Here is a 24,809-nt window from a genome sequence, read left to right on the forward strand (position 1 = left end):
ACGCGTCATGTAGCAGTCCTCTCCGGCGCGTAAACGGTAAGCTCATGCACGCTTCAAGGATCAATGAGGCAATTAGTAGACCCCGCTGAAAAGTTCACCCATTAGTTTTACAACAAACAAGCAACCAACTTGCAAATATATTAACTTACAAAGACAAGCGTAATCTCCCTCCCACAATCCAGATTAGTTAGATACATTTATCGAGCAGGAAGCAATAACACTTAACTAATGGAGTTATATATTATGAGCATCACAACCAAAGACTGGATCGCACAAATTGATCGTATGCCAGGCGCCCCGTCTTTCCGTGCTTTTGGCACCGTAACCGTTGCACACACCGGCGTTACTCCAACCTTGATACGAAGCGTCATTCAGGACAAGTCCTTTGATCTACGGCTGGAATTGAAACTTGAAAAGTCCAATGGAGTTTCTCTGCCGGTTCTGACAGACAAGTTCGTCGAATACAAAGCATTGGGTGACTCCAGTATCACCGGCGTAAGCATTTTCTTCGAAGGGAATTTGCTGCACCACATTGATAAAGTTCTGATTACCCACTAAGAACACACTTCAGGACTTCCCGTCATGTCACCCCAGTGCCTGACGGGGAGTTTTGTGCAGGATTGCGGCCTGATTCAATCTACGCGTTGCGCTCGTAGCAGCCCCGCCAGCCCATCCGCCTCCACCGGCCGGCTGATCAAATAACCTTGCACCTCATCGCAACGCTCATCCCTGAGAAACTCAAGTTGCTCCGGGCGTTCAACCCCTTCAGCCACCACTTTCAACGACAAGCCGTGCGCCATCGCAATAATCGCCCGGGTGATCGAGGCATCCACGCTCCCCTCTCCCAGTCCTCGAATGAATGCCTGATCGATCTTCACGTAATCCACCGGAATACGCTTGAGGTAACTCAGAGACGAATAGCCGGTGCCAAAATCATCGATGGCCAGTTTTACCCCCAAATCCCGCAACTGCTGGAAGGTCGCGATGATGTGCTCAACGCTGTCCAGCAACTGGCTTTCCGTAAGCTCCAGCTCCAGGTAGTGCGGCGCCAGGCCGGTTTCCTCCAGAACCTGACGCACCAGGCTGACCAGCTTGCCCTGACGCAGTTGATGCACCGACAGATTGACCGACACCCGAATAGGCTCAAGCCCCTGACGCTGCCACTCACAAGCCTGCCAGCAGGCCTGACGCAACACGAACTCACCGATCGCGCCGATCAACCCGGTTTCCTCGGCCAAGCCTATGAATTCCGATGGTGGCACGCGGCCCATGGTCGGGTGATCCCAGCGCACCAGCGCCTCGGCGGCATTCAACCGGCCTGTGGCGAGGCACAGTTTGGGTTGGTAATACACTTTCAGCTGTTTCTCTTCGATGGCTTTACGCAGCTGATTTTCCAGCTGCAAACGCTCAAGGGTGCTGGCTTGCAGGCTGTCGGTGTAGAACTGGAAATTGTTGCCGCCCAAGTGTTTGGCATGCTGCATGGCCATGTTCGACTGGCTGACCAACGCAGAGATTTCTCGGGCGTTGTCCGGCAACATGCTGATGCCCATGGACGCGCTGACGACCAGCTCATGGCCCTCGACCGTCACCGGCAAACGCAGTTTGGTCGACAATCGAGTCGCCACTCGCGCCAGGCTGGAAAGGTTGCCATAAGCGTCGAACAACACCGCGAACTCGTCGCCGGACAGCCGCGCAATGGTGTCCGCCTCCGGCAATGCATTGATCAGCCGCCGAGCCATTTTCTGCAACAGCTGATCGGCGATTTCATGACCCAGGCTGTCGTTCAGCAACTTGAAGCGATCCAGATTGATGTGCAGCAGCGCCAGGCTGCGTCCGCCCTGGCGCACTCGCTGATGGGCCTCGCCCAGGCGTTCGCGGAACAGCGAGCGGTTGGCCAGGCCCGTCAGCTCGTCGTAGTGGGTCAGGTAGCGCATGCGCTCTTCGGATTCGCGCCGAGCCGATAGATCGGCGAAGAAACCCACGATATGGCTCACATTTCCCCGAGCATCGCGCACCGCGTTCAGTTGCAGCCATTGCGGATACAACTCACCGTTTTTACGTGTTTCGACCAGCTCGCCCTGCCAACTGCCGTGCTGTTCCAGCGCCTGATGAATGGCCCCGTAGTGCCGGCGGGCATCGCGACTGCACGGCAACTCGACCACGTTGCGCCCGAGCATGTCCTCGATCTCATAACCGGTGACACGGCTAAAGGCTTGATTGACGGCGATCAGTGCGTAGTTCGGATCGAAAATCACGATGCCTTCGCTGGCCGCCTCAAACACCGTCGCCGCCAGTTGTCGTTGTGCTTCCAGACCTTTGCTGACACTGATGTCGCGACGGGTGCCGACCATGCGGATCACCCGACCGTTTTCGCCGCGCTCAACGGCCCGCCCCCGGTCCTCGATCCAGACCCAATGACCGTCGCCATGACGCACGCGGTATTCGATCTGGTAATCCTCGGTACGGCCCTTCAAATGTTCGACCAGCGCGCGCCGCAGCGACGGTAAGTCCTCAGGGTGCAGGCGCGGTTTGAGGTGCCGCAGCATCGCCGTCACGAATTCCGGCTCTAGGCCGAACAATTCCTGAAGCTGGGTGTGATGGACTTCGTCGGTTTGCAGGTTCCAGTCCCACAGCCCCAGCTCACTGGCCTTCAACGCCAGCGCCAGACGCGCTTCACTCTTGCTCAGGGCCTGGTTGGCGGCGTCCAGCTCCAGACTGCGCTGGGCGACGCGACTTTCCAGCCCGGTCTGAATTTCGCGCAGTTCGTCTTCGGCGCGACGGCGCTGGTCGATTTCCTGGGCCAGCTTTTGATTGAGCTGGTCACTGCAACTTTGAGCCTGCTGCAAATGCTCGATCAGTGCCTGATTCTGGAAGCGCCGCAACAACCCGCGATCAATCAGCCGATTGACCTGCCAGGCGACCACGCTCAGCGCACCCAGCAAAATCAACCCGAACCAGCCCCACCCCTGCCCCTGCTCATCGCCGCCCCAGAACAGGTAGCCGATGGCGGGCAACAGACAGGGCAAGGTAAAGGACAGGAAGGCTGGCAGGCTGACCGCATAGGCGACGCTGGCCGAGAGGGCCGCAGCGCCGATCAGCCCAAACACCCAGGCTTGCTGGATGAAATTGTCCGCAGGGACCAGCGCTATACCGGCGCCGGCGAGCGTCAGGCCGGTGAGGGCCGAGCCCAGCAAAAACATGCGGCGCCAGATCGGATGGGCCTGGCGATTGGGAATCGCCGAATCGAAGGCCGCGACCTGAATCACTCGCAACGCCACCAGCGACAACAACCACACCAGCCAGACGCTGACCAGGAAGTAGCGCTGCGGGCTCCAGAGCAACCCGGCGCAGACCAGACCATTGATCAGCATGAACAACGTGGGCAGCAGGGAGCCCTGGTAAAGCAGACGCGTGCGTTCGACCGCCATTTCCATGGCGTACTGTTTACGGATAACCCGGGGCTCCACGGTGGGGCCCGACAGGTCGGAGCTGAGGGTCATAGACAATGTTCTTGTTCTTATAATGATGAGCATGAGCCCGAAACTCGAAGGAGCATACACAAGCAAATGCCCGTACCAAACTGCCCAGGGTCATAAAATAGACGAAAGTCTTCCCTGCCCGGCTCGGTATAAAAGCAGCCAAGCGAGCCCCGCCAACGCTTGCAGCCAGTGACCGACCGGTCGTCCCGCGCCTATCTTTCATCGGCAAAAGCAAAGCGGGGTTTGCCCGGTGTGACGCCGCCCCCTAGAATGCCCTGATGCGCGATGATCTCTCCCTTCTGCTGAACTCTCTCAACGATGCCCAACGCCAGGCCGTAGCTGCCTCCGTGGGTCGTCAGTTGGTCCTGGCCGGTGCTGGTTCCGGTAAAACCCGAGTGCTGGTGCACCGTATCGCCTGGTTGATCCAGGTTGAAAACGCCTCGCCCCACTCGATCCTGTCGGTGACCTTCACCAACAAGGCCGCTGCCGAGATGCGTCATCGCATCGAGCAGTTGATGGGTATCAACCCGGCCGGCATGTGGGTCGGCACCTTCCATGGCCTGGCGCATCGCTTGCTGCGGGCGCACTGGCAGGAAGCCGGCCTGAGCCAGACCTTCCAGATTCTCGATAGCGACGACCAGCAGCGGCTGGTCAAGCGGGTGATCCGCGAGCTGGGTCTGGACGAGCAACGCTGGCCGGCCCGTCAGGCCCAATGGTTCATCAACGGGCAGAAAGACGAAGGTCTGCGTCCAAAACACATTCAAGCCAGCGGCGACCTGTTCCTGGCGACCATGCGCAGCATTTATGAGGCCTACGAGGCCGCGTGCCTGCGCGCTGGCGTCATCGACTTCTCCGAACTGCTGCTGCGCGCCCTCGACCTGTGGCGCGATCACCCGGGCCTGCTGGCGCATTATCAAAAGCGCTTCCGGCACATTCTGGTGGACGAGTTCCAGGACACCAACGCCGTGCAGTACGCCTGGTTGCGTCTGCTGGCCAAGGGCGGCGACAGCCTGATGGTGGTGGGCGACGACGATCAGTCGATCTACGGCTGGCGCGGCGCGAAAATCGAGAACATCTATCAGTATTCCGACGACTTCCCGGATGCCGAGATCATTCGCCTGGAGCAGAACTACCGCTCCACCGCCGGGATCCTCAAGGCTGCTAACGCCCTGATCGCCAACAATACCGGGCGCATGGGCAAAGAGTTGTGGACCGATGGCGGCGAAGGCGAAGCGATCAATCTGTACGCCGCGTTCAACGAACACGACGAAGCACGCTACGTTGTGGAAACCATCGAAAGCGCGCTGAAAACCGGCCTGGCTCGCAGCGATATCGCGATTCTGTACCGCTCCAACGCCCAATCACGCGTTTTGGAAGAAGCTTTACTGCGCGAGCGCATTCCATATCGCATCTACGGCGGCCAGCGCTTCTTCGAACGGGCTGAAATCAAGAACGCCATGGCCTACCTGCGCTTGCTGGAAGGTCGTGGCAACGATGCGGCGCTGGAGCGGGTGATTAACGTACCTGCCCGTGGCATCGGCGAGAAAACTGTCGAAGCGATCCGCGACCACGCACGTCACAGCGATGTGTCGATGTGGGAAGCCATGCGTCTGCTGGTCGCCAACAAGGGGCTCACCGGTCGTGCTGCCGGTGCCCTTGGCGCGTTCATCGAGTTGATCGAAAATCTGGCCGCCAAGTGCATGGAGATGCCGCTGCACCTGATGACCCAGACCGTCATCGAGCAGTCGGGACTGATCGCCTACCACGAAGCGGAAAAAGGCGAGAAAGGCCAGGCCCGGGTAGAAAACCTTGAGGAACTGGTCAGCGCCGCACGAAACTTCGAAAACGCGGAAGAAGACGAAGACCTGTCGCCATTGTCGGCATTCCTCGGCCATGCGTCCTTGGAGGCCGGGGATACCCAGGCCGACGAGCACGAAGACAGCATTCAGTTGATGACCCTGCACAGTGCCAAGGGCCTGGAATTCCCTTACGTGTTCCTGGTGGGTATGGAAGAAGGCCTGTTCCCGCACAAAATGAGCCTGGAAGAACCCGGCCGCCTCGAGGAAGAGCGTCGCCTTGCCTACGTCGGCATTACCCGGGCCATGCAGAACCTGGTGATGACCTATGCCGAAACCCGACGCCTGTACGGTAGCGAGACCTACAACAAGGTGTCCCGTTTCGTACGCGAAGTGCCGAAAGGTCTGATCCAGGAAGTGCGGCTGTCCAACAGCGTCAGCCGCCCGTTCGGTGGTGGCCAGCAGCAGAGCTCCAGCAGCCTGTTCGGTGGCAGCGAGATCCCGGACACCGGCTTCAGTCTCGGTCAGGCCGTGCGACATTCGGTGTTCGGTGACGGCGTGATCCTGAACTTCGAAGGCGCCGGCGCTCAGGCCCGGGTCCAGGTGAACTTCAGCGAAGGCAGCAAGTGGCTGATGCTCGGTTACGCGAAGCTGGAAGCGATCTGAAGCCCGCCAGAGGACCAATGTGGGAGCGGGCTTGCTCGCGAAGAACGATAACGCGGTGTTTCTGATAAACCGCGGTGCGGCCTTCGCGAGCAAGCCCGCTCCCACAGGGATTTCCTACAGAACTTACCTACTCATCCTACAGACCAAAGTTAACAAGCCTTATTGCGCTGACTGAAGCTGAACGAAACCTGTCAGGCAAAAGCCCGAAACACTCTGCCGCTAGCCAGTATCACTTCAGCTGTGCAACATGGCGCGCGTGCCTTCCACAAATGGGAATTCCCTTTATGAAACGTTTTCTTAGCATCGCCATGGCGTTGTGCATCGGCCTGACGATGAGCCTCGACGCCAACGCCAAGCGCTTTGGTGGCGGCAAGAGCTCCGGCGCTGCGCCGACTCACCAGACCAGCCAAATGGCTCCTTCTTCTGCCGCAGGTGGCGCTGCTGCCACTGCGGGCGCGGCCGGTGCCGCTGGCGCCGCCGCCAAGGCCGGCGGTGCTTCGCGCTGGCTCGGCCCTCTGGCCGGTATCGCTGCCGGTGGCCTGCTGGCGTCCATGTTCATGGGCGGCGGCTTCGAGGGCATGCAGATTTTCGACATCCTGATCATGGCGGTCATCGCCTTCCTGGTCTTCCGCTTCATTGCCGCTCGTCGTCGCAAGCAGCAGGAGCACCTGGCTCCAGCCGGCGCACCGATGCAGCGTGAAGTGTTCGAGCAGAAGCCAACAGCCATGGGTTCGATCTTCGGCGGCTCGGCAGCACCTGTTGCCGCTCGTCCGGTGATCAATGCTCCGGCCTGGTTCAATGAAAAGAACTTCATTGAAGCGGCTTGCAACCACTTCCAGTCCCTGCAACAGCATTGGGACGCTAATGAAATGGACAAGATCTCCGAGTTCGTGACCCCACAGCTGCTGGAGTTCCTCAAGCGCGAACGTGCCGACCTGGGCGAAGCCTTCCAGTCCACCTACATTGATAACCTCAATGTACAACTGGACGGCGTGGATGATCGTGCCGACAAGACTATCGCCACCCTGACTTTCAGCGGTGTGTCGAAAACCTCGCGTTTCGACCAGGGCGAAGTGTTCAGCGAAAGCTGGAACATGGAACGTCCACAAGGCGAAAACCAGCCTTGGCTGGTGGCAGGTATTCGCCAGAACGGCTGATCCCTCCCGCGTTAAGCATGCTGTAATGAAAACCCCGGCCTCGGCCGGGGTTTTCTATTTCGCGGTTGCATCTATAGCGAGCTACTGTATAAACCGCCCCATATAAACCGCGCCATCAAGCAAGAGGATCCCGGACGTGGAAGAAATCATCGAACAACTGCGTGAAGCCAACGAACCAGTACCGGTCCCCTTGGAGTTGCCCGACGAAGATCAGATCGTTGAAATCGAAGAACAATTGTTCATCGACATTCCGTTTGTCTTCAGAGAGTTTCTGCTGACCGTCAGCGACGTGGTCTACGGCAGCCTGGAGCCGGTGACCGTCACCGACCCGCAATCCCACACCTACTTGCCAGACGTTGCCGCCAACGCTTGGGATGCAGGCGTTGATCGCAGCATGATTCCGATCTGCCAGGATGGCGACGACTACTACCTGGTCGAAGAAGACGGCACCGTGGTGCTGTGGCAGGCCGAAGAAGAGCTGATCGCCGAAGAAACCTGGGAATCGGTTTGGCACTGGGCGCGGGACGTCTGGCTGGAAAGCTGATCCCCCCGACGCCCCGCGTGGTCAATGCCCGGACGAATCCTTGTGGTTATCCAGGGTTTCCAGCAAGGCCACCTGCATCCGCGTATGCACGCGGATGAACCAGCGCCAGAGCAGCGCCGCCACGGCGGCCGCGACCACGACGATCAGCACCAGCAACTTGTTGGTCGGCAGAATACTGGCCGACAAGGCTGCCAACAGCAGGAAAATCACCAGCAACGAAAGGATCGGGATCACTTCGGCGATCACCCGGCGCACTCGCTGCGTGTGGCGGCCGGCCATCTCCGGCTTGACCCCCATCTCCGCCAACAGCATCGACAGCGCCTTGAGCTTGCGATAGGCGGCGATCAGGAACGGCAGCGACAGCAGCAACGCCCCACCCCAGATCAACGCTTTCTGCCAGCTCGGGTCGCTGATCCAGTCTTGCAGGTAAGCCGATATGCGCTCGGCGAAGTACGCACCCGAGAAGAAGATCGCAATCACCAGCGCCAGATTGACACCCACCTGCAACAGAATCCGCCGAATCATCGACGCCAGTAGCGCACCCTCGCCTTGAGGCTGAATGCTGCGCAACCATTCACCGTACATCCCCAGTACCCGGCTCAGACGCTGTGGCATGACTGCCGCCAGCTTGATCGACAACGGATCGGCCGCACGGATCAGATACGGCGTCATCAGCGTAGTGAGGACCGACACCGCCACCGCCACCGGATAGAGAAAGTTGCTGGTGACCTGCAAGGTCATGCCCAGGGACGCGATGATGAAGGAGAATTCTCCAATCTGCGAAAGCCCCATCCCTACCCGCAGTGAGGTTCGTCCGTCATTGCCGGCGATAAAGGCACCGAGGCCGCAAGACAGCATCTTGCCGAGCACAACGGCCACGGTGATCACCGCGATCGGCCATGCGTATTGCAGCAGGATCATCGGGTCGAGCATCAGCCCAATGGCGACGAAGAAGATTGCACTGAACAGGTCACGAACGGGCTCGATCAACCGCTCGATTTTCAGCAATTGCCGGGATTCGGCCATGATCGCGCCAATCAGGAACGCGCCGAGCACCATGCTGTATTCGAGTTTGACCACCAGCAGGCAGAAGCCGAAACACAGCCCGAGCACGGTGATCAGCAGCATCTCGTTACTTTCGAACTTGGCCACGTAGGCCAACAGCCGCGGCACCAACAGAATGCCAATGACCAGCGCCACGATCATGAACAGCGAAAGCTTGCCGACCGTGGAAAACACTTCGCCGGAGCTGACCGTGCCGCTGACCGCGATGCTCGACAGCAAGGCAATGATGCCGATGCCGAGGATGTCCTCGACGATCAACACACCGAAGATCAACTGCGCAAAGCGCTCGTTCTTCATCTTCAGGTCGTTGAGCGCCTTGACGATGATGGTGGTCGAGGAAATCGCCAGGATCGCGCCGAGGAACAACGAATCCATGGTGTTCCAGTCGAACCAGCGGCCGATTTCGTAGCCGATCCAGATCATCAGCACGATTTCCAGAAACGCCGCGATGAACGCCGTCGCGCCGACCTTGAATAGCTTGCGTAGGCTGAATTCCAGGCCCAGGCAGAACATCAAGAAAATCACCCCGAGCTCGGCCAGGGTCTTGATGGTTTCTTCATCGTGGATCAGGCCGAACGGCGGAGTGTGCGGGCCAATGATGAAGCCGGCGACGATATAGCCGAGGACCACGGGCTGTTTGAATCGATGAAACAGCACGGTCACCACACCCGCGACCAGCATGATCACTGCCAAATCCTGAATGAAACTGATGGCATGCATGGTGTGGGCTCCTTGGGTGGCATTGCTCAATCGCCAGACGCGGGAAAAGTCTGATCGAGCAGAGTAAAATTCCGCTTTCCGCGTAGGAATTGCCTTTGGGGTGGGCTTTTGAAGGGTAACACCGCGACTTCCGGCAGAAAGGCGGTGCAATATATGGAAACAGATCGATCCGGAGTGACGGCGACCACCCGCCCGGCGTCCCGATAACTGAGGTTTGAAAAAACCGACCAGGCACCCGCAGAGGTGCATTCCTCCGAAACCTGCCTTGAACCGTGAGAACGCTATGGAACCCGGAAACGCCCAGCTGTCGATGACGGTATTGATGACCCCCGACATGGCCAACTTCTCTGGCAATGTCCACGGCGGTACCTTGCTCAAGTATCTCGACGAAGTGGCCTACGCCTGCGCCAGCCGTTATGCCGGCCGCTACGTGGTAACTCTGTCGGTGGATCAGGTGATTTTTCGCGAGCCGATCCACGTCGGCGAACTGGTGACCTTCCTGGCCTCGGTCAACTACACCGGCAACACCTCCATGGAAGTGGGTATCAAGGTGGTGACCGAGAACATCCGCGAGCGCTCGGTGCGCCACACCAACAGTTGCTTCTTCACCATGGTCGCGGTGGATGACCAGCGCAAACCGGCCGCCGTTCCGCCGCTGCAACCGCAGAACAGCGAAGACAAGCGCCGTTTCATACAGGCTCAGCAGCGTCGGCAGATTCGTCAGGAGCTGGAAAAGCGTTATCAGGAAATCAAGGGCGACGTCTGAGTGGGTCAGGCAGACTGATGGTGTTTTTTAGATAGTCTTCGCAAGCATGCCCGCTCCCACAGTTGTTCTCTGTTCACTGGAGATAAACTGTGGAAGCGGGCTTGCTCGCGAATGGCTTCGCCGCAGAGTTCAGAGACTGATCGCTGTGGCTTCGAACCGCACCCGCGGATGGGCGATCCGGTCCTGGGCCCGCACCAGTTCCAGCTCATAGCTGGAGCATGCCTGGGTTTCCAGCAGCACTTCATGCACCGCCGACGCGGCAAATTCGAAAGCCGCCACCAGACTGTCGCCCAACAGCACCCGAGCGAGAAACAACCCGGAGGTCAGGTCGCCAACACCCACGGGCTGACGGGGAAACGCCAACAGCGGGCGACGCAACTGCCAGCTGCCTTCGGCCGTCACCAGCAGCATCTCGAAGACATCCGCCGGTTTACCGGGATAGTCCAGATGCTTGACCAGCACCGCCTTTGGGCCACGCGCCAGCAGCGCTCGCGCCATGGCCAGGCAATCGAACAACGATTGCGGCTTGCGCCCGGAAAAGCTGTCCAGCTCCAGCTGGTTCGGGCACATGAAATCCGCCACGGCCGCCGCTTCCTGCAACAGAAAATCGCTGACTTCCGCGGGTACGCTGCACCCTTTCTCCGGATGACCCATCACCGGGTCGCACAGATACAGCGCCTTGGGATTCATCGACTTGATCCGCGCCACGCCCGTCAGAATCGCCCGCCCCTGAGCCGCACTGCCAAGGTAGCCGGACAACACCGCGTCGCAGTTGCCCAGCTCGCCAATCGCCGCGATGCCTTCGACCAACTCGGGAATCTGGTGCGGTGCCAGCACCTCACCGGTCCACTGGCCGTATTGGGTGTGGTTAGAGAACTGCACGGTATTGAGCGGCCAGACATTCACCCCGACCCGCTGCATCGGGAAGACCGCGGCGCTGTTGCCAGCGTGGCCGAACACCACGTGGGACTGAATGGCGAGCAGATGGGGCGTACGTTTCATGCGGTGAGTTTTCCGTAAACCGATTGAAATTCAAGCCGCGCAGTATGCGACTAAACGCAGCCTGTACGACAGACCGGCGACACAGTTAAGCTGACACTATCTTGTTGGAGCACCCGCTGATGCTGACCCTTGGAAATATCTTCGTGCTGATGCTGCTCGCCACCGGCGGCGCATGGCTGTGGCACAACCACGGCTTGCGCGAACGCGCGCTGGAGCGGGTCATGCAGCATTGCAGCAAACTCGGGATCGAGTTGCTGGATGGCAATGTGGCGTTGAAAAAAATTGCATTCATTAAAGACGCCAACGATCGCCGGCGCCTGGCCCGTGTGTATAACTTCGAATTCACCGTGACCGGCGAAACCCGCCACACCGGCACTATCACGCAGTTCGGCGCCCACAGCGCGCAGATCGAGCTGGCGCCCTACCCGATGCCGTTCGACGACACCTCGCCGGTCGTCGACGTCGCCAAGCAGCCCCGCGCCGAAGTGATCGAGCTGAACCAGTGGCGGCAGGAACACACCAAGTGGCGTCCTTGACGGCTGATGTCATCCGTTAAATCCATTCACGAGCAAGCCCGCTCCCACATTTGATCTGCGGCGTGGGAGCGGGCTTGCCCGCGAAGAGGCCCTCAAAGGCAACTCAAAAAAACCGCTAACTCGATTGAGCCAGGCACCCCGCCAATCCTTCCTGCAGTTCTGAAACATCCCGCGGCTCACTGAAAATCAACTCAATCCGCGAATCCCGCCGCCACTCGCTGGGCTGCCACTCCAGTACCGAGTTATCCAGCCCATTCGCCGAAACCCACCCGTCGATGCTGTGGATAACCAGCTTCGCCCGCCGCCAGGCGAGGCTTTCAAGCCATCGACCAACGAGCGCCGCATCGAATGTCTGACTCGGATGCCAACGCCACCCCACGCTCCAGCCGCCCTCCTGCTCCTGACTCAAACAAATCGGCGTCGCAGGATTGCTCCAAATGGCCGGCATCTGCGCCAATCCTTTCGGTACGCTGAAGTTATCCACACCCGCCACGGCCTGAGCCGCAAAACCCGGTAACTCGCCCAACGGCAAAACAGCGTGTTGCGTCCAGTACAACGGGCGCTCCTGTAACCGCACTGCGATTCGCTGACGATCACTCTCATCGAGATGTTCAGACTTGTTGAGCAGCAACAGCCCCGCGCTGTTGAGCGCCTCCTGTTGCGCCACAGGCAGCGGTTTGCCAGCCGCGAGCCCTTGGGCATCCAACACCAGCACGCAGGGCTGAACCGCCAACACCCCTTGCCATGGCGCTTCGCTCAACTGCTTGAGCAACTGCGCCGGATGCCCCAGCCCTGAGGGCTCGATGAACAACCTATCCGGCCGTGCCTTGCGCAGCAACCGCCCGAGTCCTATCTGGAACGGTGCACCATTCACGCAACACAAACAGCCCCCGGCCACTTCACCCAGTGCGATACCATCGGCGTCCTGGGTCAGCAACGCAGCGTCGAGGCCGATCTGGCCGAACTCGTTGATCAGCACCGCCCAGCGCTCATTCGTCGGCCTCTGCGCCAGCAGGTGCTTGATCAGGCTGGTCTTGCCGGCGCCCAACGGGCCGGCAATGACGTGAGTGGGAATGTTCTGCAACATGGTCGAAGTTTTCTGAGGAGGTAAAGGATGCGGTTGATGGGATTTTCGTTGCTCCTGGCGCTTAGTTCAGGCGAGGCGCTGGCCCAGGCATGTGTGGTACATAGCACGGCTGCGAGACTCGACGTGAAAGTCTGCCAGCAGAACCGCAACATCCCGGAAAAGCTGTTCGCCGATGGCTTCTGTCAGCCGAACCTGCCCGGGCAGAAAGTCGAGGTGCAGTACATCGACCAGTGCCCCACTGGCGCATTCGGCGTGTGCAGCAACGCCCAAGTCGCCAATATGCCTTACCGACAGGATATTCACTATTACGGCGTGGCCACGGATGCCGCGTATTTGAAGCCGTTCTGCGAAGCCCAGAGCCAGGGTTCCTGGCTCAAGCCTTGAGTCGCTAGCTCAGCCAGTCGAGGGTCAGGATCAAGCGGCGCTCGCCCGGCGCGGGCTGCGGCGAACGATGGATCAAACCAAAGCCTTCGTTGCCATGCCATTTCTCGCCCTTGAGCAACGCCACGTCGCCGCTGGCGATTTGCTCGATCAACGTGTTTTCCTGCGGTTCGGCATCAGGCTTACCCAGGTGTCGGCGATCCATCGCCCCTTCCTTCAGCCACTGGCTGCCGATCCCGGCGTAAGTGGTGATCAATCGCACCGGTACATGATCGACGTGGAAACGTGGGCACATGGCTTTGTCCAGCACCCGCAAACGCAGGCCAATACGCTTGGCGCCGAGCAAGCAAGCGAATGCGCTGACCAGCCAGGAAACGTCGGCGATAAAGCCTTCGTAGCCTTGGAGATCGCTGAACGCTGAGGCCAACCCCTGGAGATTGGGTTCGGCTTCGTCACTTCGCATGTCCAGGGACAGCGCCTCGGCCAATGGTTCGTCCAGGCACAACAGCAAACAGCCGAAATCAGCGATGTGGGCCGGGAGTTGGCGATTCCATACGGCTAGATTTACGTCGTCTTCAAGGATTCTGGTCAGTGCCTCCGGGGTTGCGCCATGGTGCTGATGTATTGGTCGCGAGGACGCCTTCGCGGGCAAGCTCTTTCCCACAGGGTTCCGTGTAAGCATCATGCGGCCTCTTCGTGCCAGGGGCCGAACGGATCTGGCAGCAATCGCCAACCTTCACTGCCCAACGCCATTTCATCATCGGTCAGCAGGCAATCGTCGAGCTCGACGGTGAGTTGCGCAAAGTCGATGTTCTGGCCAATGAACACTAGTTCCTGACGGCAATCACCGGTGGTGGCCGTCCAGTTTTCCATGATGCCGGCCGTGCTTTCATCGTCCTGTGGCCACTGTGCTTTCGGCACGAAACGCCACCAACGCCCGGCGAAACCATGACGCATCAAACCGCCGGCCTGGGACCAGCTACCGGCATCCATGTGCTTGCTGGCCAGCCAGAAAAACCCTTTGGAGCGCAGTAGTTTGCCGTTTACCCACGGGCGGTCGATGAAACTGAAAAAACGCTGTGGATGAAACGGTCGGCGCGCGCGATAGGCCGTGGATGCGATGCCGTACGCTTCGGTTTCGGGCACGTGTTCGCCGCGCAGTTCCTGCAACCAGCCCGGCGCCTGAGCGGCTTTTTCGAAGTCGAAGCGACCGGTATTGAGGATCTTCTTCAGCGGGATTTCTCCCATGACCATCGGGATGATTTCAGCCTGGGAATTGAGCCGTTCGAGTATCGCGATCAGCTCCTGACGCTCACTGCTGCTGATCAAGTCGATCTTGCTGATCAGAATCACGTCGGCGAATTCGATCTGCTCGATCAGCAGGTCCGTTATCGAGCGCTCGTCCTCTTCGCCCAGCGTTTCGCCACGGGAGGCGAGGCTTTCAGCGGCTTGGTAGTCGAGCAGGAAATTCATGCCGTCGACCACCGTAACCATGGTATCGAGCCGAGCGATGTCGGCGAGACTTTGTCCGTCTTCGTCGCGAAAAGTGAAGGTTTCCGCCACCGGCAGCGGTTCCGAAATGCCGGTGGATTCGATCAGCAGGTAATCGAAACGACCGTCCTTTGCGAGTTTGCTGACTTCTTCGAGCAAGTCTTCGCGCAACGTGCAGCAGATGCAGCCATTACTCATTTCGACGAGTTTTTCTTCGGCACGATTGAGGCTGACGTCGCGCTGGACTTCACCGCCATCGATGTTGATCTCGCTCATATCATTGACGATCACGGCGACCCGCAGGTTGTCGCGGTTGCGCAGAACGTAGTTGAGCAGCGTGCTTTTTCCAGCGCCGAGAAAGCCCGAGAGGACGGTCACGGGGAGACGATTGGGCATCAGGTTTTCCTCACAGGGATGCCCGGTCCACGAGAGAAGGTCTGCTCACGAAAAAGGCATCGTCGACTTTATTGCTATACTATAACATGACAAATCAACTCCTACGATGGACCTGCTCATGAATGCGCTGACTCTGCCGGATATCGCCGCGCAGGCCTCACGCCAAGCCCTGCCACTGGAGTGGGTGGGCATGTGCGGCATTGCTCTTCCTATTTTATTCGATGGCCAGCAATTGAGTGCCAAGGCCGATGCTGGCGTGAGCCTCGACAATGGAGAGGCGCGCGGCATCCATATGTCGCGGCTTTACCTGGCTTTGGAAATGTTTGAGCAGGACAACCTGACACCAGCCTTGTTGCGGCGAGTCCTGCAGCGTTTTCTTGATACGCATGAAGGCCTGTCCAACAGCGCCTACCTAAAAATACACGCCGACTTGCTACTCAAACGGCCGGCGCTGATCAGTCCATTGGCCGGCTGGAAAACCTATCCAATCAGCATTGAAGCGCGTTTGAAAAACACGATGTTCCACGTGGAACTAAAAATCGACGTTCCTTATTCCTCGACTTGCCCCTGTTCAGCGGCGCTTTCTCGACAATTAATTCAGCAGCAATTCGTCGATGACTTTGCCAACAGCTCATTGCAACATGCCGATGTTTTAGCCTGGTTGGGGTCCACAAAAGGCATCGTTGCAACGCCCCACAGCCAACGCAGCAATGCAATATTGCAGTTGCGTCTTGACGATTATCTGGATGCGCTGCCACTGATCGCGATCATCAATGATGCCGAAGCGGCGCTCGGCACCGCCGTGCAAACCGCTGTGAAACGTGCCGACGAACAAGCCTTCGCTTTGGCCAATGGTCAGAACTTGATGTTCTGCGAAGACGCCGCCCGGCGCTTGAACACCGCCCTGAAACGTTCTCCCGGGATTAACGGCTTTCACATCCGAGTCATCCACGCCGAAAGCCTCCACGCCCACGACGCCGTCGCCGAAAGTCGATGGAACTGGGAGGCCGCATGATCCGTTGCCAAGCATTGCGTTGGGGTGCGCCGGGGCAACCGCTCACGCCAGCGGTTGATTTCGAATTGCCTAAAGGAAGTCTGACCGCCGTCATCGGTACCAACGGCTCGGGTAAAAGCAGTTTGTTGAAAGTCATCGCGGGCCTGCAAAAACCGCTGGCGGGCAAAGTCGTGCTGAATGTTCCACGCAAGGGCTCACTTTCGTTCCTGCCTCAGCAACAACATCTGGACCGCCAATTCCCCATCAACCTGCAAGAATTGGTCGCCGCCGGCTTCTGGGGCAGCAACCAATCTCCACCAATACGCAACCAACGCCTCTGCGCCGTAATGGAAGATTGGTGCCTGGCTGGCCTCGAGCAGCGCTCCTTGATGGCGCTCTCCGGCGGCGAATTACAACGCGCCCTGCTCGCCCGTTTGAGTCTGGCCGAAGCCCCCTTGCTGTTGCTCGACGAACCCCACGCCGCCCTCGACGAACTCGGCCAAGCGCTGCTGTGGAAACACATCCATGCCTGGCACGCCGATGGTCGAACTCTGGTTGTTGTGTGTCATGACCTGGCCGCCGTGCGCCAACACATACCCCAAACACTGCTGATCAAAAGCAGTGGCTGCATCCTCGGATCAAGCATTGATCTGATCCATCAACAACCACAAACACAGGTGGCCTGATGAGTGCGTTAGCTCATCTCTGGCAACCGTTCCACGAGTTCGTGTTCATGCGCCGTGCTCTTGTCGGTGGATTGGTGCTGGCATGCAGTACGGCGCCGCTGGGCGTGTTTTTGATCCTCAGGCGCATGAGCCTGATCGGTGATGCCGTGGCTCACGGCATCCTGCCCGGCGCTGCGTTGGGTTTCTGGTTTGCCGGTTTAAGTCTGCCCGCACTGACCATCGGCGGCCTCGGTGCCGGTCTCAGCATGGCCGGACTCGCCGCCTGGATCACCCGCCGCACCGGTCTGCGGGAAGACGCCAGCCTCGCCGCGATCTACCCGATTTCCCTGGCCAGCGGTGTGCTCATCCTTGGCATTGCCGGTAAGCGTCTGGATCTGTTGCATCTGCTGTTTGGCTCCGCGCTGGCGGTCGATGGGCCAACCTTGACCGGCATGCTATGGGTCTCGGGCTTCAGCCTGATCGCCATGAGCCTGATCTACAAACCGCTGCTGCTCGACACCCTCGACCCACTTTTCCTGCAGACCGTCAGCCGTCTCGGCCCTGTGGCCCACGGCGTATTCCTGACCCTCGTCGTACTGAATCTGGTGATCGGTTTTCAGGCCATCGGCGCGTTGATGGTGGTTGGTCTGATGATGTTGCCGGCCGCCGCCTCGCGTTTCTGGAGTCGCCGCTTGCCGGTGTTGATGGCCATCGCTGCGCTGCTTGGTTGCCTCTCGGTGTGGTCCGGTTTGCTGCTGTCGTTCTACTACTCGCTGCCCAGCGGCCCGGCGATCGTGCTGGTGGCCGGCGGTTTGTATTTGCTGTCCGTGGTGTTCGGACCGGTGCATGGTTTGCTGCGCCGCCCGCCTTTGCTCACATCCCAATGAGGTGTTACCCGATGCGCGCTTTACTCGTGCTGTTCAGTTTGATGCTGTCGATGCCACTGTCTGCCGCAGAAAAACTCCAGGTGGTCACCAGCTTCAGCATCCTCGCCGACATGACCCATCAGGTCGGCGGCGATCACATTCAGATCACCAACATGGTCGGGCCAGACGCCGATGCCCACACCTACGAACCGACGCCGGACGATGGCAAAGCGTTGCTCAAGGCCAGGCTCATCATCAAAAATGGCTTGGGTTTCGAGCCATGGCTGGATCGTCTGGTGACCAGCACCGAGACCAAAGCGCCGGTGACCAGCGCTAGCCGAGGTGTCATTCCGCGCTCCCTGGATGAGGACGGCGAGACAGTTCCCGACCCGCACGCCTGGCACAACCTGGCGAACACCGAGCTGTATATCAGCAACATCACCAAGGCACTGATCGCCGTCGACCCGGCAAACAAAGCCGACTACGAACGCAACAGCCAGGCTTACCTGAAACAGATCTACGCCCTGCTCGCCGAAGCCAAATCCAAGCTCGAGTCGTTGCCGCCGGGCAACCGCAAGATCGTGACGTCCCATGACGCCTTCGGTTATCTCGGTCAGGCCTATGGCATCGACTTCATGGCCCCTCAAGGTCTTTCCACCGAGCGCGAACCCTCTGCCGCCGAAGTCGCTGCGTTGATCAGCCAGATTCGTCAGGCCAAGGTCAAAGCGGTGTTCATGGAAAACATCAAGGACGCCCGCCTGCTCAAGCAGATCGCTGACGAAAGCGGCGCGCAGATCGGCGGTACGTTGTATTCCGATGCGCTTGCGGCATCCGGCCCGGCCAGCACCTTCGCCGGGTTGTTCGAGTACAACCTCAACACTTTGTACAACGCGTTGAGCAAGCCATGATCCGCAAGAATCCTACAGGTGATTTGCCATTGATTGCCGAGTCAGCGTATGTGGATAAAACGGCAATCATCTGCGGCAAGGTGGTGATTGGCGAGAATGTCTTCGTTGGTCCCTACGCGGTGATTCGCGCTGACGAAGTCGATGACTCGGGCGAGATGGAGCCGATCACCATCGGCGCCAATTCAAACATCCAGGACGGCGTGGTGATCCACTCCAAATCCGGCGCGGCGGTGACCATCGGCGAGTTCAGCTCCATCGCCCACCGCTCGATTGTTCATGGTCCGTGCACGGTGGGCGATCGGGTGTTTATCGGCTTCAATAGCGTGCTATTCAATTGCGCAGTCGGTGACGGCTGTGTGGTGCGGCACAACTCGGTGGTCGATGGCCGCGACTTGCCCGAAAACTTCTACGTGCCCTCCACCACCCGCATCGGCCCCAACACCGACCTTTCGCAGTTCCCACCGGTGAGCGTCAGCGCCTCGGAATTTTCCGAGGACGTGGCACGCACCAACGTCGATCTTGTGCGTGGCTACAAAGCCCTGCAGAACGAGTTTTGATCATGAGCAGCGTGCTGATTCGCAATGCCCGGCTGGTGAATGAAGGTCGTGAGTTTAACGGCGATCTGCTGATGAGCAATGGCCGTATAGTGAAAATCGCCAGCAGCATCCACGGTGAAAATGCCCACGTGGAAATCGATGCCGACGGCCAATGGCTGCTGCCCGGAATGATCGATGACCAAGTGCATTTCCGCGAACCCGGTGCGCCGAACAAGGGCAGCCTCTACACCGAATCCCGCGCGGCGGTGGCCGGTGGCATCACCAGTTTCATGGACATGCCCAACACCCATCCGGCGACCCTGACCCTCGCCGCACTGGCCGACAAGAAGCGCCGCGCTGCGATCAATTCGGTGGCTAACTACGGTTTTCATTTCGGCGTGAGCAACGACAATCTCGACACCGTCGCCGCGCTCAATCCGTGCGAAGTGGCTGGCGTCAAAGTCTTCATGGGTGCCTCCACGGGCAACATGCTGGTGGACGATCCACGGATTCTGGAGAGGCTGTTCGACGAGGTGCCGACGATTCTGCTGGCCCACTGCGAACACACGCCCAGCATCGAGGCCAACGCGAGCAACCTTCGAGACCTGTTCGGTGAGCGCATTCCTGCCGCAGCGCATCCACTGATCCGCAACGCCGAGGCCTGCTTTCGCTCTTCTTCGATGGCGGTGGACCTGGCCAAACGTCACGGCACCCGACTGCATGTTTTGCACCTGACCACCGCCCGCGAATTGGCGTTGTTCGAAGACAAACCGCTGGCACACAAACGCATCACCGCCGAAGTGTGCCTGCATCACTTATTGTTCGATGATCGCGACTACCCGAGCCTCGGCAACCTGATCAAGTGCAACCCGGCAATCAAGACCCAAGCCGACCGAGATGCCTTGCGCCATGCGTTGTTGAGTAACCGACTCGACGTGATCGGCAGCGACCACGCACCTCACACCTGGGCGGAAAAACAGCGCCCCTACAGCCAGGCGTCCTCCGGGTTGCCATTGGTACAACACGCCCTGCCCGCCCTGCTGGAGCTGGTCGCGGATGACGTTCTGCCGATCACCACACTGGTGGAGAAAACCAGTCACCGCGTCGCCGATCTATTCGCCATCCCTGATCGCGGTTATCTTCGCGAAGGCTACTGGGCTGATGTGGTGCTGATCAAGCCCGAGCCTGACGGCGTTGCTGTTTCCCAACAGCCGATTTTGTCGCAATGCGGCTGGACACCCTTCGCTCGGCAGCGTTTTCGCCATAGCGTCAGCACCACGATCGTATCGGGGCAAATCGCCTGGCACGACCAACGTCTAAATGACAGCTGCCAGGGTTTAGCCCTACGGTTTATGCGCTAGCGCGCCGAGAAACGCTCGAGAACACTGACCATGATCCACATCACCCTGCCTGATGGTTCATTGCGTGAGTACGACCAGCCGTTGTCCGTATATGAAGTCGCCGCGAGTATCGGCTTCGGACTGGCTAAAGCAGCAGTCGCCGGTCGGGTGGACGGCATGCTGGTGGACTGCGAGTTCATGATTGAGGCCGATGCCCGGGTCAGCATCGTCACGCCTCAGGAGCCTGATGGCCTGGAAATCCTTCGCCGCTCCTGCGCGTTGATGCTGGCCATGGCCGTCAGACAGCTTCATCCCCATGCACAATTGCAGGCGGGATCGGCATTGGGTGACGGTTTCTTTTATGACTTTATTATCAATAAGCCTCTCACGACTGCCGACCTCCCCCTCATCGAAGCGCGGATGCAGGCGCTGGCGGCGACCAACCATTCGATCCGTCGCCGAACCCAGTCTTCCCGATCGTCGCCATTCGCAGAGCTGTCGCTCTACCGTCTGGGCGACTGCGACTATCTGACGGCAGGCCCGCACGTTCCCGCTACTCGGGTGTTGCAAGCGTTTGTCCTGGATCACATCAGCGGGACTTCGCTACAACGGATCTACGGTACGTGTTGGTCGAGCCAGCAGGAACTGGAAAACTGGCGCGTACCGCCCCACGTGATCATCGTGAGCATGGATGAACGTCAGGCGAGTTATGCGCAATCGGTGACCGAAAGATTGCGTCGAAGGGGCGTGCGCGCCAGCGCGGATCTGCGTAATGAAAAGGTCCGCCACAAGATTCGCGAACACAGTCAGCACGTGCCGTATCTTGTTGTCGTCGGGGAGAAAGAACAGGAAGGCGGGTTTGTGAGTGTGCGCAGTCGCAGCGGGGAAGACTTTGGAAGGATGGGGGTTGAGGCGGTGTGTGAGTGGTTGAGTCAGGCGAGAATTGAGGGTGTATGAACGGACGCCTTCGCGAGCAAGCCGGCTCCCACATTGGTTCTGTTAACGCTGGAGATCCAGTGTGGGAGCGGGCTTGCTCTGGGCGGCGATCCGACGAAGCTTTTAGGCTCTTGGCTTAACGGTTCCGCAATCCTGCCCCAACCACACGGCGCGGGTATCGAGGCTGCCCTTCTGCTGGATGCCGGTCGCGTTGAAGGTGCCGTTGACCTTGGTGGTGAACTCACGATCACTGAGGAAAGTGGCGACACCCGCACCTTGCGCTTTCGGACAGCTGAAGCGGAATTTCCACTGGTTGCCGGTGCGCTCGGTGATTTGCTGCTTGCAGCCCGATTGCGGGTCCGTCAGCGGAATGTTGTCGGTCTTGACCTGCTCTGGCGTCAGACACGCCCGGATCCCTTTACCACCCATGGTGATGCCCTGCTTCTCCAGCTGCGCGCGCTGTTCAGGGGTGATCTGGCTCTGTATCTGGCCGAGAATCAATTGCAGATCCGGCAGGTTCTGGTCGTCGACCTTCATGTTGCTCGAGGTCAATTCCCACAAACCTGGCTGAAGCATCTGCGCCTGAGCCGCCACAGGTAGTGCTAAACCAAATGCCATGGCCAAACCCAGCAGTCGAACGTTCATCGAGAAACTCCTGATCAGTAGTGGCCGTTAGACGTCAGCCACGGGCTTCGGTTCATGGGCCAATTAAATAGCGACATTCTGCACGGAACATGGTCTGTTAAGCATTGAATCTTCAGGAGCAAGGCTGCCCCCATGGATTATTTTGGACCGCATGTTTTCGGTTATCTGATCGCGCTGCTGCACTCGTTAGGCCTGATAGCCGCCATCCATGCCGTGTTGACCGTTCGGACCGCCCAGGGCTCGATCGCCTGGGCCCTGTCGTTGCTGTTCATTCCTTACCTGACGCTTATCCCGTACCTGGTTTTCGGCCGCAGCACCTTTGATGGCTACATCAAGGCCCGGCGGCAGGCCAACGAGGAAATGCGCAAGGCCATCTCCGAGCTGAACTGGCGCCCCTGGGTAGAAGAAGCACTGACGGCTCGCGCCTCCAGCGCTTACGCGTCCTTGAGAGCCATGCCGAAGCTGGGACGCATGCCGTGCCTGGCGAACAACGAAGTGCGCTTGCTGATCAACGGCCAGGCCACCTTCGAGGCAATTTTCGACGCCATAAGCAAAGCCAGGGAAGCGGTGCTGATTCAGTTCTTCATCATCCACGACGACCGCCTCGGCCAGCGCTTGCAAACCTTACTGCTGAAGAAAGCCGCCGAAGGTGTCGCCGTTTACTTGCTGTACGACCGCATCGGCAGCCACTCCCTGCCCCACAGTTATGTACAGCCGTTGCGCGATGCTGGCGCCGAGGTCAAAGCCTTCGCCACTCGCAGCGGCTGGCTCAATCGCTTCCAGGTCAACTTTCGCAACCACCGCAAGATTGTGGTGGTGGACGGTGTTCTTGGCTTCGTTGGCGGACACAACGTCGGCGACGAATACATGGGCGAGAAACCACCCTTGGCGCCGTGGCGCGATACCCATGTACAAGTACGCGGGCCAGTGGTGGCCTGCATGCAGGAATCCTTCGCTGAAGACTGGTTCTGGGCTGCTCGCTCGTTGCCGCCGCTGATCCTGCCGGATGTATTCCCGGACGATGGGGTGCTCTGCCAATTGCTCGCCAGCGGGCCGGCGGATTCCTACGAGACCTGTTCGCTATTCTTTGTCGAAGCCATCCACGCGGCAAGCGAACGCGTCTGGATCACCAGCCCCTATTTCATCCCGGATGAAGCGGTATTCGCCGCCCTACGCTTGGCAGTGCTGCGTGGCGTGGATGTGCGAATTCTGCTGCCGTCGCGACCGGATCACCGGATCGTCTACGCTGCTTCCAGCCTCTACGCCTTCGAAGCCGTGCGGGCTGGCGTGCGAGTGTTCCGCTACGAGCCCGGTTTCCTGCATCAGAAAGTGGTATTGATCGACAGCGAAATCAGCGCCATCGGCAGCGCCAATATGGACAACCGTTCGTTCCGGCTGAATTTCGAAGTGATGTTGCTGACGGTCGACAGCGCGTTTGCCGGCGAGGTGGAACAAATGCTCAACGATGACTTTGCCCAAGCCCACGAAATCGCCAAAGAAGAAAGCCGGGAGACCCACCGCCTGCAACAGGTCGGCATGCGGATCGCCCGGCTTATTTCACCGATACTTTAAGGGTTGTAGATATCGTCGCGGGTCCAGGGCAGTTCATGGCTGCCATCGGGATGGGCTTTCACCGCGAGAATCTGGTGCAGGTTGATCCAGCCTCTGGCGAACGCGTAAGCGCAGCCGGCCAGGTATAGCCGCCAGATTCTCAGCGCCTGCTCAGGTACTTGCTTGGCAGCAGCCTCCAGATTGTCTTCGAGACGTTCGCTCCAATGGTCGAGCGTCCGCGCGTAATGCAGGCGCAGACTTTCGACATCGACAATTTCCAGCCCGGCTTCGCTGATCTCGGCAGAAATCATCGACAAGTGCGGCAGCTCGCCGTTAGGGAACACGTACTTCTCAATGAAGTCACCGGCACCGCGCCCCACCGGACGGCCATCGGTGTGCTTGGCGGTGATCCCGTGGTTCATCACCAGGCCGCCCTCTTTCACCGCGCCGAACAGGGTTTTGCAGTACTGCGCCAGGTTAGCGTGGCCGACATGTTCGAACATGCCGACGCTGACCACCTTGTCGAAACGCCCGTCCTGGGGCAGATCGCGGTAGTCCAGCAGTTGCAGTTCGACCAAATCGTCCAGGCCTTCGGCGGTCACCCGCTCACGGGCCAGCGCCAATTGTTCTTTGCTGAGCGTGATCCCAAACACCTTCGCGCCGAATTCCCGGGCCGCATATCGCGCCAATCCACCCCAACCGCAACCGACGTCCAGCAGGTATTCGCCGGGTTGCAGGCGAAGTTTGCGGCACAGGTGACGGAATTTGGCTTGCTGGGCTTGTTCAAGGGTTTCGCTGCCCGTCTCGAAATAAGCGCAGGAATACGCCATGTCGCTGTCGAGCCATAGCTGATAAAAAGCATTGGAAAGATCGTAGTGGTAGGAAATCGCCTTGGCGTCGGTTTCCTTGTCGTGGGCAGTGCGAACAGGCTGACTGTCCTGGTCACCGAGCAACGCCTGGCTCCATTCATCGCAGACGCGGATCACGTCGCTGATGGAACCTTCGAGCTCAAGTTTACCTTCGACAAACGCCGCTCCGAGCGCGTCCAGGCTTGGGTGGGTGAACTGGGAAACCATTTGTGGGTCCTTGACCACAATAGTGACGCTGGGCGTCGGCCCCAGATTGAATTCATGACCGTCCCAGAGTCGCAGGCGTAACGGTAACTGCAGATTCTGTAAGGCCGGCGGAAGTTGCGCGAGCATGGATAGTCCCCCTTGTTTCAGACGTCTGATGTGAGGTTAGACCATCCTGGAAAAATAGCTGGCTATCGATTTAATAGCCG

23 protein-coding genes are annotated in these 24,809 nt (G+C 59.2%); 15 read left to right on the top strand and 8 right to left on the bottom strand.

The genetic code is table 11. The annotated features are described in order from the left end of the window. The first annotated feature begins 243 nt into the window (after positions 1-243). Positions 244-558 carry a hypothetical protein gene (locus tag ACA055_RS29745; RefSeq protein WP_497681759.1) on the top strand — a complete coding sequence of 105 codons (315 nt, stop codon included), beginning with the start codon at positions 244-246 and terminating at the stop codon, positions 556-558. A 74-nt stretch (positions 559-632) separates the two neighbouring features. Here ACA055_RS29745 and ACA055_RS29750 read toward each other — a convergent pair whose 3' ends face one another. Further along, entirely contained in the window at positions 633-3,500 is a 2,868-nt protein-coding gene (locus tag ACA055_RS29750; protein ID WP_497681760.1) for an EAL domain-containing protein, read from the bottom strand. Between the two features lie 257 nt (positions 3,501-3,757). On the opposite strand from ACA055_RS29750, the gene uvrD reads away from it, so the two are divergent. The 3 genes from uvrD to ACA055_RS29765 all read left to right on the top strand — a co-directional run bounded on the left by uvrD (position 3,758) and on the right by ACA055_RS29765 (position 7,642). Then, a complete protein-coding gene (gene uvrD / locus ACA055_RS29755) occupies positions 3,758-5,941 on the top strand; it encodes a DNA helicase II (protein ID WP_497681761.1) in 2,184 nt (727 codons plus the stop codon). Positions 5,942-6,225: 284 nt separating this feature from the next. Continuing rightward, positions 6,226-7,098: a Tim44 domain-containing protein gene (locus ACA055_RS29760; RefSeq protein WP_497681762.1), complete on the top strand. Its 873-nt coding sequence runs from the start codon at positions 6,226-6,228 to the stop codon at positions 7,096-7,098. A 136-nt stretch (positions 7,099-7,234) separates the two neighbouring features. After that, entirely contained in the window at positions 7,235-7,642 is a 408-nt protein-coding gene (locus ACA055_RS29765; RefSeq protein ID WP_007943369.1) for an SMI1/KNR4 family protein, read from the top strand. A 21-nt stretch (positions 7,643-7,663) separates the two neighbouring features. Here the strand turns inward: ACA055_RS29765 and ACA055_RS29770 are convergent, their stop codons facing one another. After that, the gene (locus ACA055_RS29770) at positions 7,664-9,427 is read right to left on the bottom strand and encodes a cation:proton antiporter (RefSeq protein WP_497681763.1); all 1,764 of its coding nucleotides are present in this window, start codon (positions 9,425-9,427) and stop codon (positions 7,664-7,666) included. Positions 9,428-9,710: 283 nt separating this feature from the next. Between ACA055_RS29770 and ACA055_RS29775 the strand changes: the two genes are divergently transcribed. Next, a complete protein-coding gene (locus ACA055_RS29775) occupies positions 9,711-10,193 on the top strand; it encodes an acyl-CoA thioesterase (RefSeq protein WP_133835294.1) in 483 nt (160 codons plus the stop codon). Between the two features lie 129 nt (positions 10,194-10,322). Here ACA055_RS29775 and pdxY read toward each other — a convergent pair whose 3' ends face one another. After that, positions 10,323-11,195 (bottom strand): pyridoxal kinase PdxY, encoded by an 873-nt coding sequence (gene pdxY / locus ACA055_RS29780; RefSeq protein ID WP_497681764.1) that lies wholly within the window; start codon positions 11,193-11,195, stop codon positions 10,323-10,325. A 119-nt stretch (positions 11,196-11,314) separates the two neighbouring features. On the opposite strand from pdxY, the gene ACA055_RS29785 reads away from it, so the two are divergent. Beyond that, the gene (locus tag ACA055_RS29785; protein ID WP_497681765.1) at positions 11,315-11,731 is read left to right on the top strand and encodes a DUF3301 domain-containing protein; all 417 of its coding nucleotides are present in this window, start codon (positions 11,315-11,317) and stop codon (positions 11,729-11,731) included. 115 nt (positions 11,732-11,846) lie between these two features. On the opposite strand, the gene ACA055_RS29790 is transcribed toward ACA055_RS29785, so the two are convergent. Further along, positions 11,847-12,818 carry a CobW family GTP-binding protein gene (locus tag ACA055_RS29790; RefSeq protein WP_497681766.1) on the bottom strand — a complete coding sequence of 324 codons (972 nt, stop codon included), beginning with the start codon at positions 12,816-12,818 and terminating at the stop codon, positions 11,847-11,849. 27 nt (positions 12,819-12,845) lie between these two features. Between ACA055_RS29790 and ACA055_RS29795 the strand changes: the two genes are divergently transcribed. Continuing rightward, the gene (locus ACA055_RS29795; protein ID WP_497681767.1) at positions 12,846-13,202 is read left to right on the top strand and encodes an NADH:ubiquinone oxidoreductase; all 357 of its coding nucleotides are present in this window, start codon (positions 12,846-12,848) and stop codon (positions 13,200-13,202) included. A 4-nt stretch (positions 13,203-13,206) separates the two neighbouring features. Here ACA055_RS29795 and ACA055_RS29800 read toward each other — a convergent pair whose 3' ends face one another. Both ACA055_RS29800 and zigA read right to left on the bottom strand, forming a co-directional pair. After that, the gene (locus ACA055_RS29800) at positions 13,207-13,881 is read right to left on the bottom strand and encodes a DUF1826 domain-containing protein (protein ID WP_497684513.1); all 675 of its coding nucleotides are present in this window, start codon (positions 13,879-13,881) and stop codon (positions 13,207-13,209) included. Beyond that, positions 13,881-15,086 carry a zinc metallochaperone GTPase ZigA gene (gene zigA, locus ACA055_RS29805; RefSeq protein WP_497681768.1) on the bottom strand — a complete coding sequence of 402 codons (1,206 nt, stop codon included), beginning with the start codon at positions 15,084-15,086 and terminating at the stop codon, positions 13,881-13,883. Before zigA ends, ACA055_RS29800 begins: the two co-directional genes overlap by 1 nt. Positions 15,087-15,204: 118 nt before the next feature. Between zigA and folE2 the strand changes: the two genes are divergently transcribed. Genes folE2 through ACA055_RS29840 form a run of 7 tightly spaced genes read left to right on the top strand, consistent with a single transcriptional unit; the run spans position 15,205 to position 21,352 of the window. After that, the gene (gene folE2 / locus ACA055_RS29810; RefSeq protein ID WP_497681769.1) at positions 15,205-16,101 is read left to right on the top strand and encodes a GTP cyclohydrolase FolE2; all 897 of its coding nucleotides are present in this window, start codon (positions 15,205-15,207) and stop codon (positions 16,099-16,101) included. Continuing rightward, positions 16,098-16,766: a metal ABC transporter ATP-binding protein gene (locus ACA055_RS29815; RefSeq protein WP_497681770.1), complete on the top strand. Its 669-nt coding sequence runs from the start codon at positions 16,098-16,100 to the stop codon at positions 16,764-16,766. Before folE2 ends, ACA055_RS29815 begins: the two co-directional genes overlap by 4 nt. After that, complete coding sequence (locus ACA055_RS29820) at positions 16,766-17,632, top strand: metal ABC transporter permease (RefSeq protein WP_497681771.1); 867 nt, start codon at positions 16,766-16,768, stop codon at positions 17,630-17,632. Before ACA055_RS29815 ends, ACA055_RS29820 begins: the two co-directional genes overlap by 1 nt. An 11-nt stretch (positions 17,633-17,643) precedes the next feature. Continuing rightward, positions 17,644-18,519, top strand: a complete 876-nt coding sequence (locus ACA055_RS29825; protein ID WP_497681772.1) for a metal ABC transporter substrate-binding protein — start codon at positions 17,644-17,646, stop codon at positions 18,517-18,519. Then, positions 18,516-19,076: a gamma carbonic anhydrase family protein gene (locus tag ACA055_RS29830; protein WP_497681773.1), complete on the top strand. Its 561-nt coding sequence runs from the start codon at positions 18,516-18,518 to the stop codon at positions 19,074-19,076. Before ACA055_RS29825 ends, ACA055_RS29830 begins: the two co-directional genes overlap by 4 nt. 2 nt (positions 19,077-19,078) lie before the next feature. Further along, on the top strand, positions 19,079-20,416 hold the full coding sequence (locus ACA055_RS29835) for a dihydroorotase (protein ID WP_497681774.1): 1,338 nt from the start codon (positions 19,079-19,081) through the stop codon (positions 20,414-20,416). A 30-nt stretch (positions 20,417-20,446) separates the two neighbouring features. After that, a complete protein-coding gene (locus ACA055_RS29840; RefSeq protein WP_497681775.1) occupies positions 20,447-21,352 on the top strand; it encodes a His/Gly/Thr/Pro-type tRNA ligase C-terminal domain-containing protein in 906 nt (301 codons plus the stop codon). Between the two features lie 102 nt (positions 21,353-21,454). On the opposite strand, the gene ACA055_RS29845 is transcribed toward ACA055_RS29840, so the two are convergent. Further along, positions 21,455-21,976 (bottom strand): DUF3617 domain-containing protein, encoded by a 522-nt coding sequence (locus ACA055_RS29845; RefSeq protein ID WP_497681776.1) that lies wholly within the window; start codon positions 21,974-21,976, stop codon positions 21,455-21,457. 132 nt (positions 21,977-22,108) lie between these two features. On the opposite strand from ACA055_RS29845, the gene cls reads away from it, so the two are divergent. Next, on the top strand, positions 22,109-23,548 hold the full coding sequence (cls, locus tag ACA055_RS29850; RefSeq protein WP_497681777.1) for a cardiolipin synthase: 1,440 nt from the start codon (positions 22,109-22,111) through the stop codon (positions 23,546-23,548). Here cls and cfaB read toward each other — a convergent pair. Beyond that, positions 23,545-24,729, bottom strand: a complete 1,185-nt coding sequence (gene cfaB / locus ACA055_RS29855; RefSeq protein ID WP_497681778.1) for a C17 cyclopropane fatty acid synthase CfaB — start codon at positions 24,727-24,729, stop codon at positions 23,545-23,547. The genes cls and cfaB overlap by 4 nt on opposite strands. Positions 24,730-24,809 lie beyond the last annotated feature (80 nt).

The sequence above is a fragment of the Pseudomonas sp. LBUM1657 genome (genome assembly GCF_059716075.1).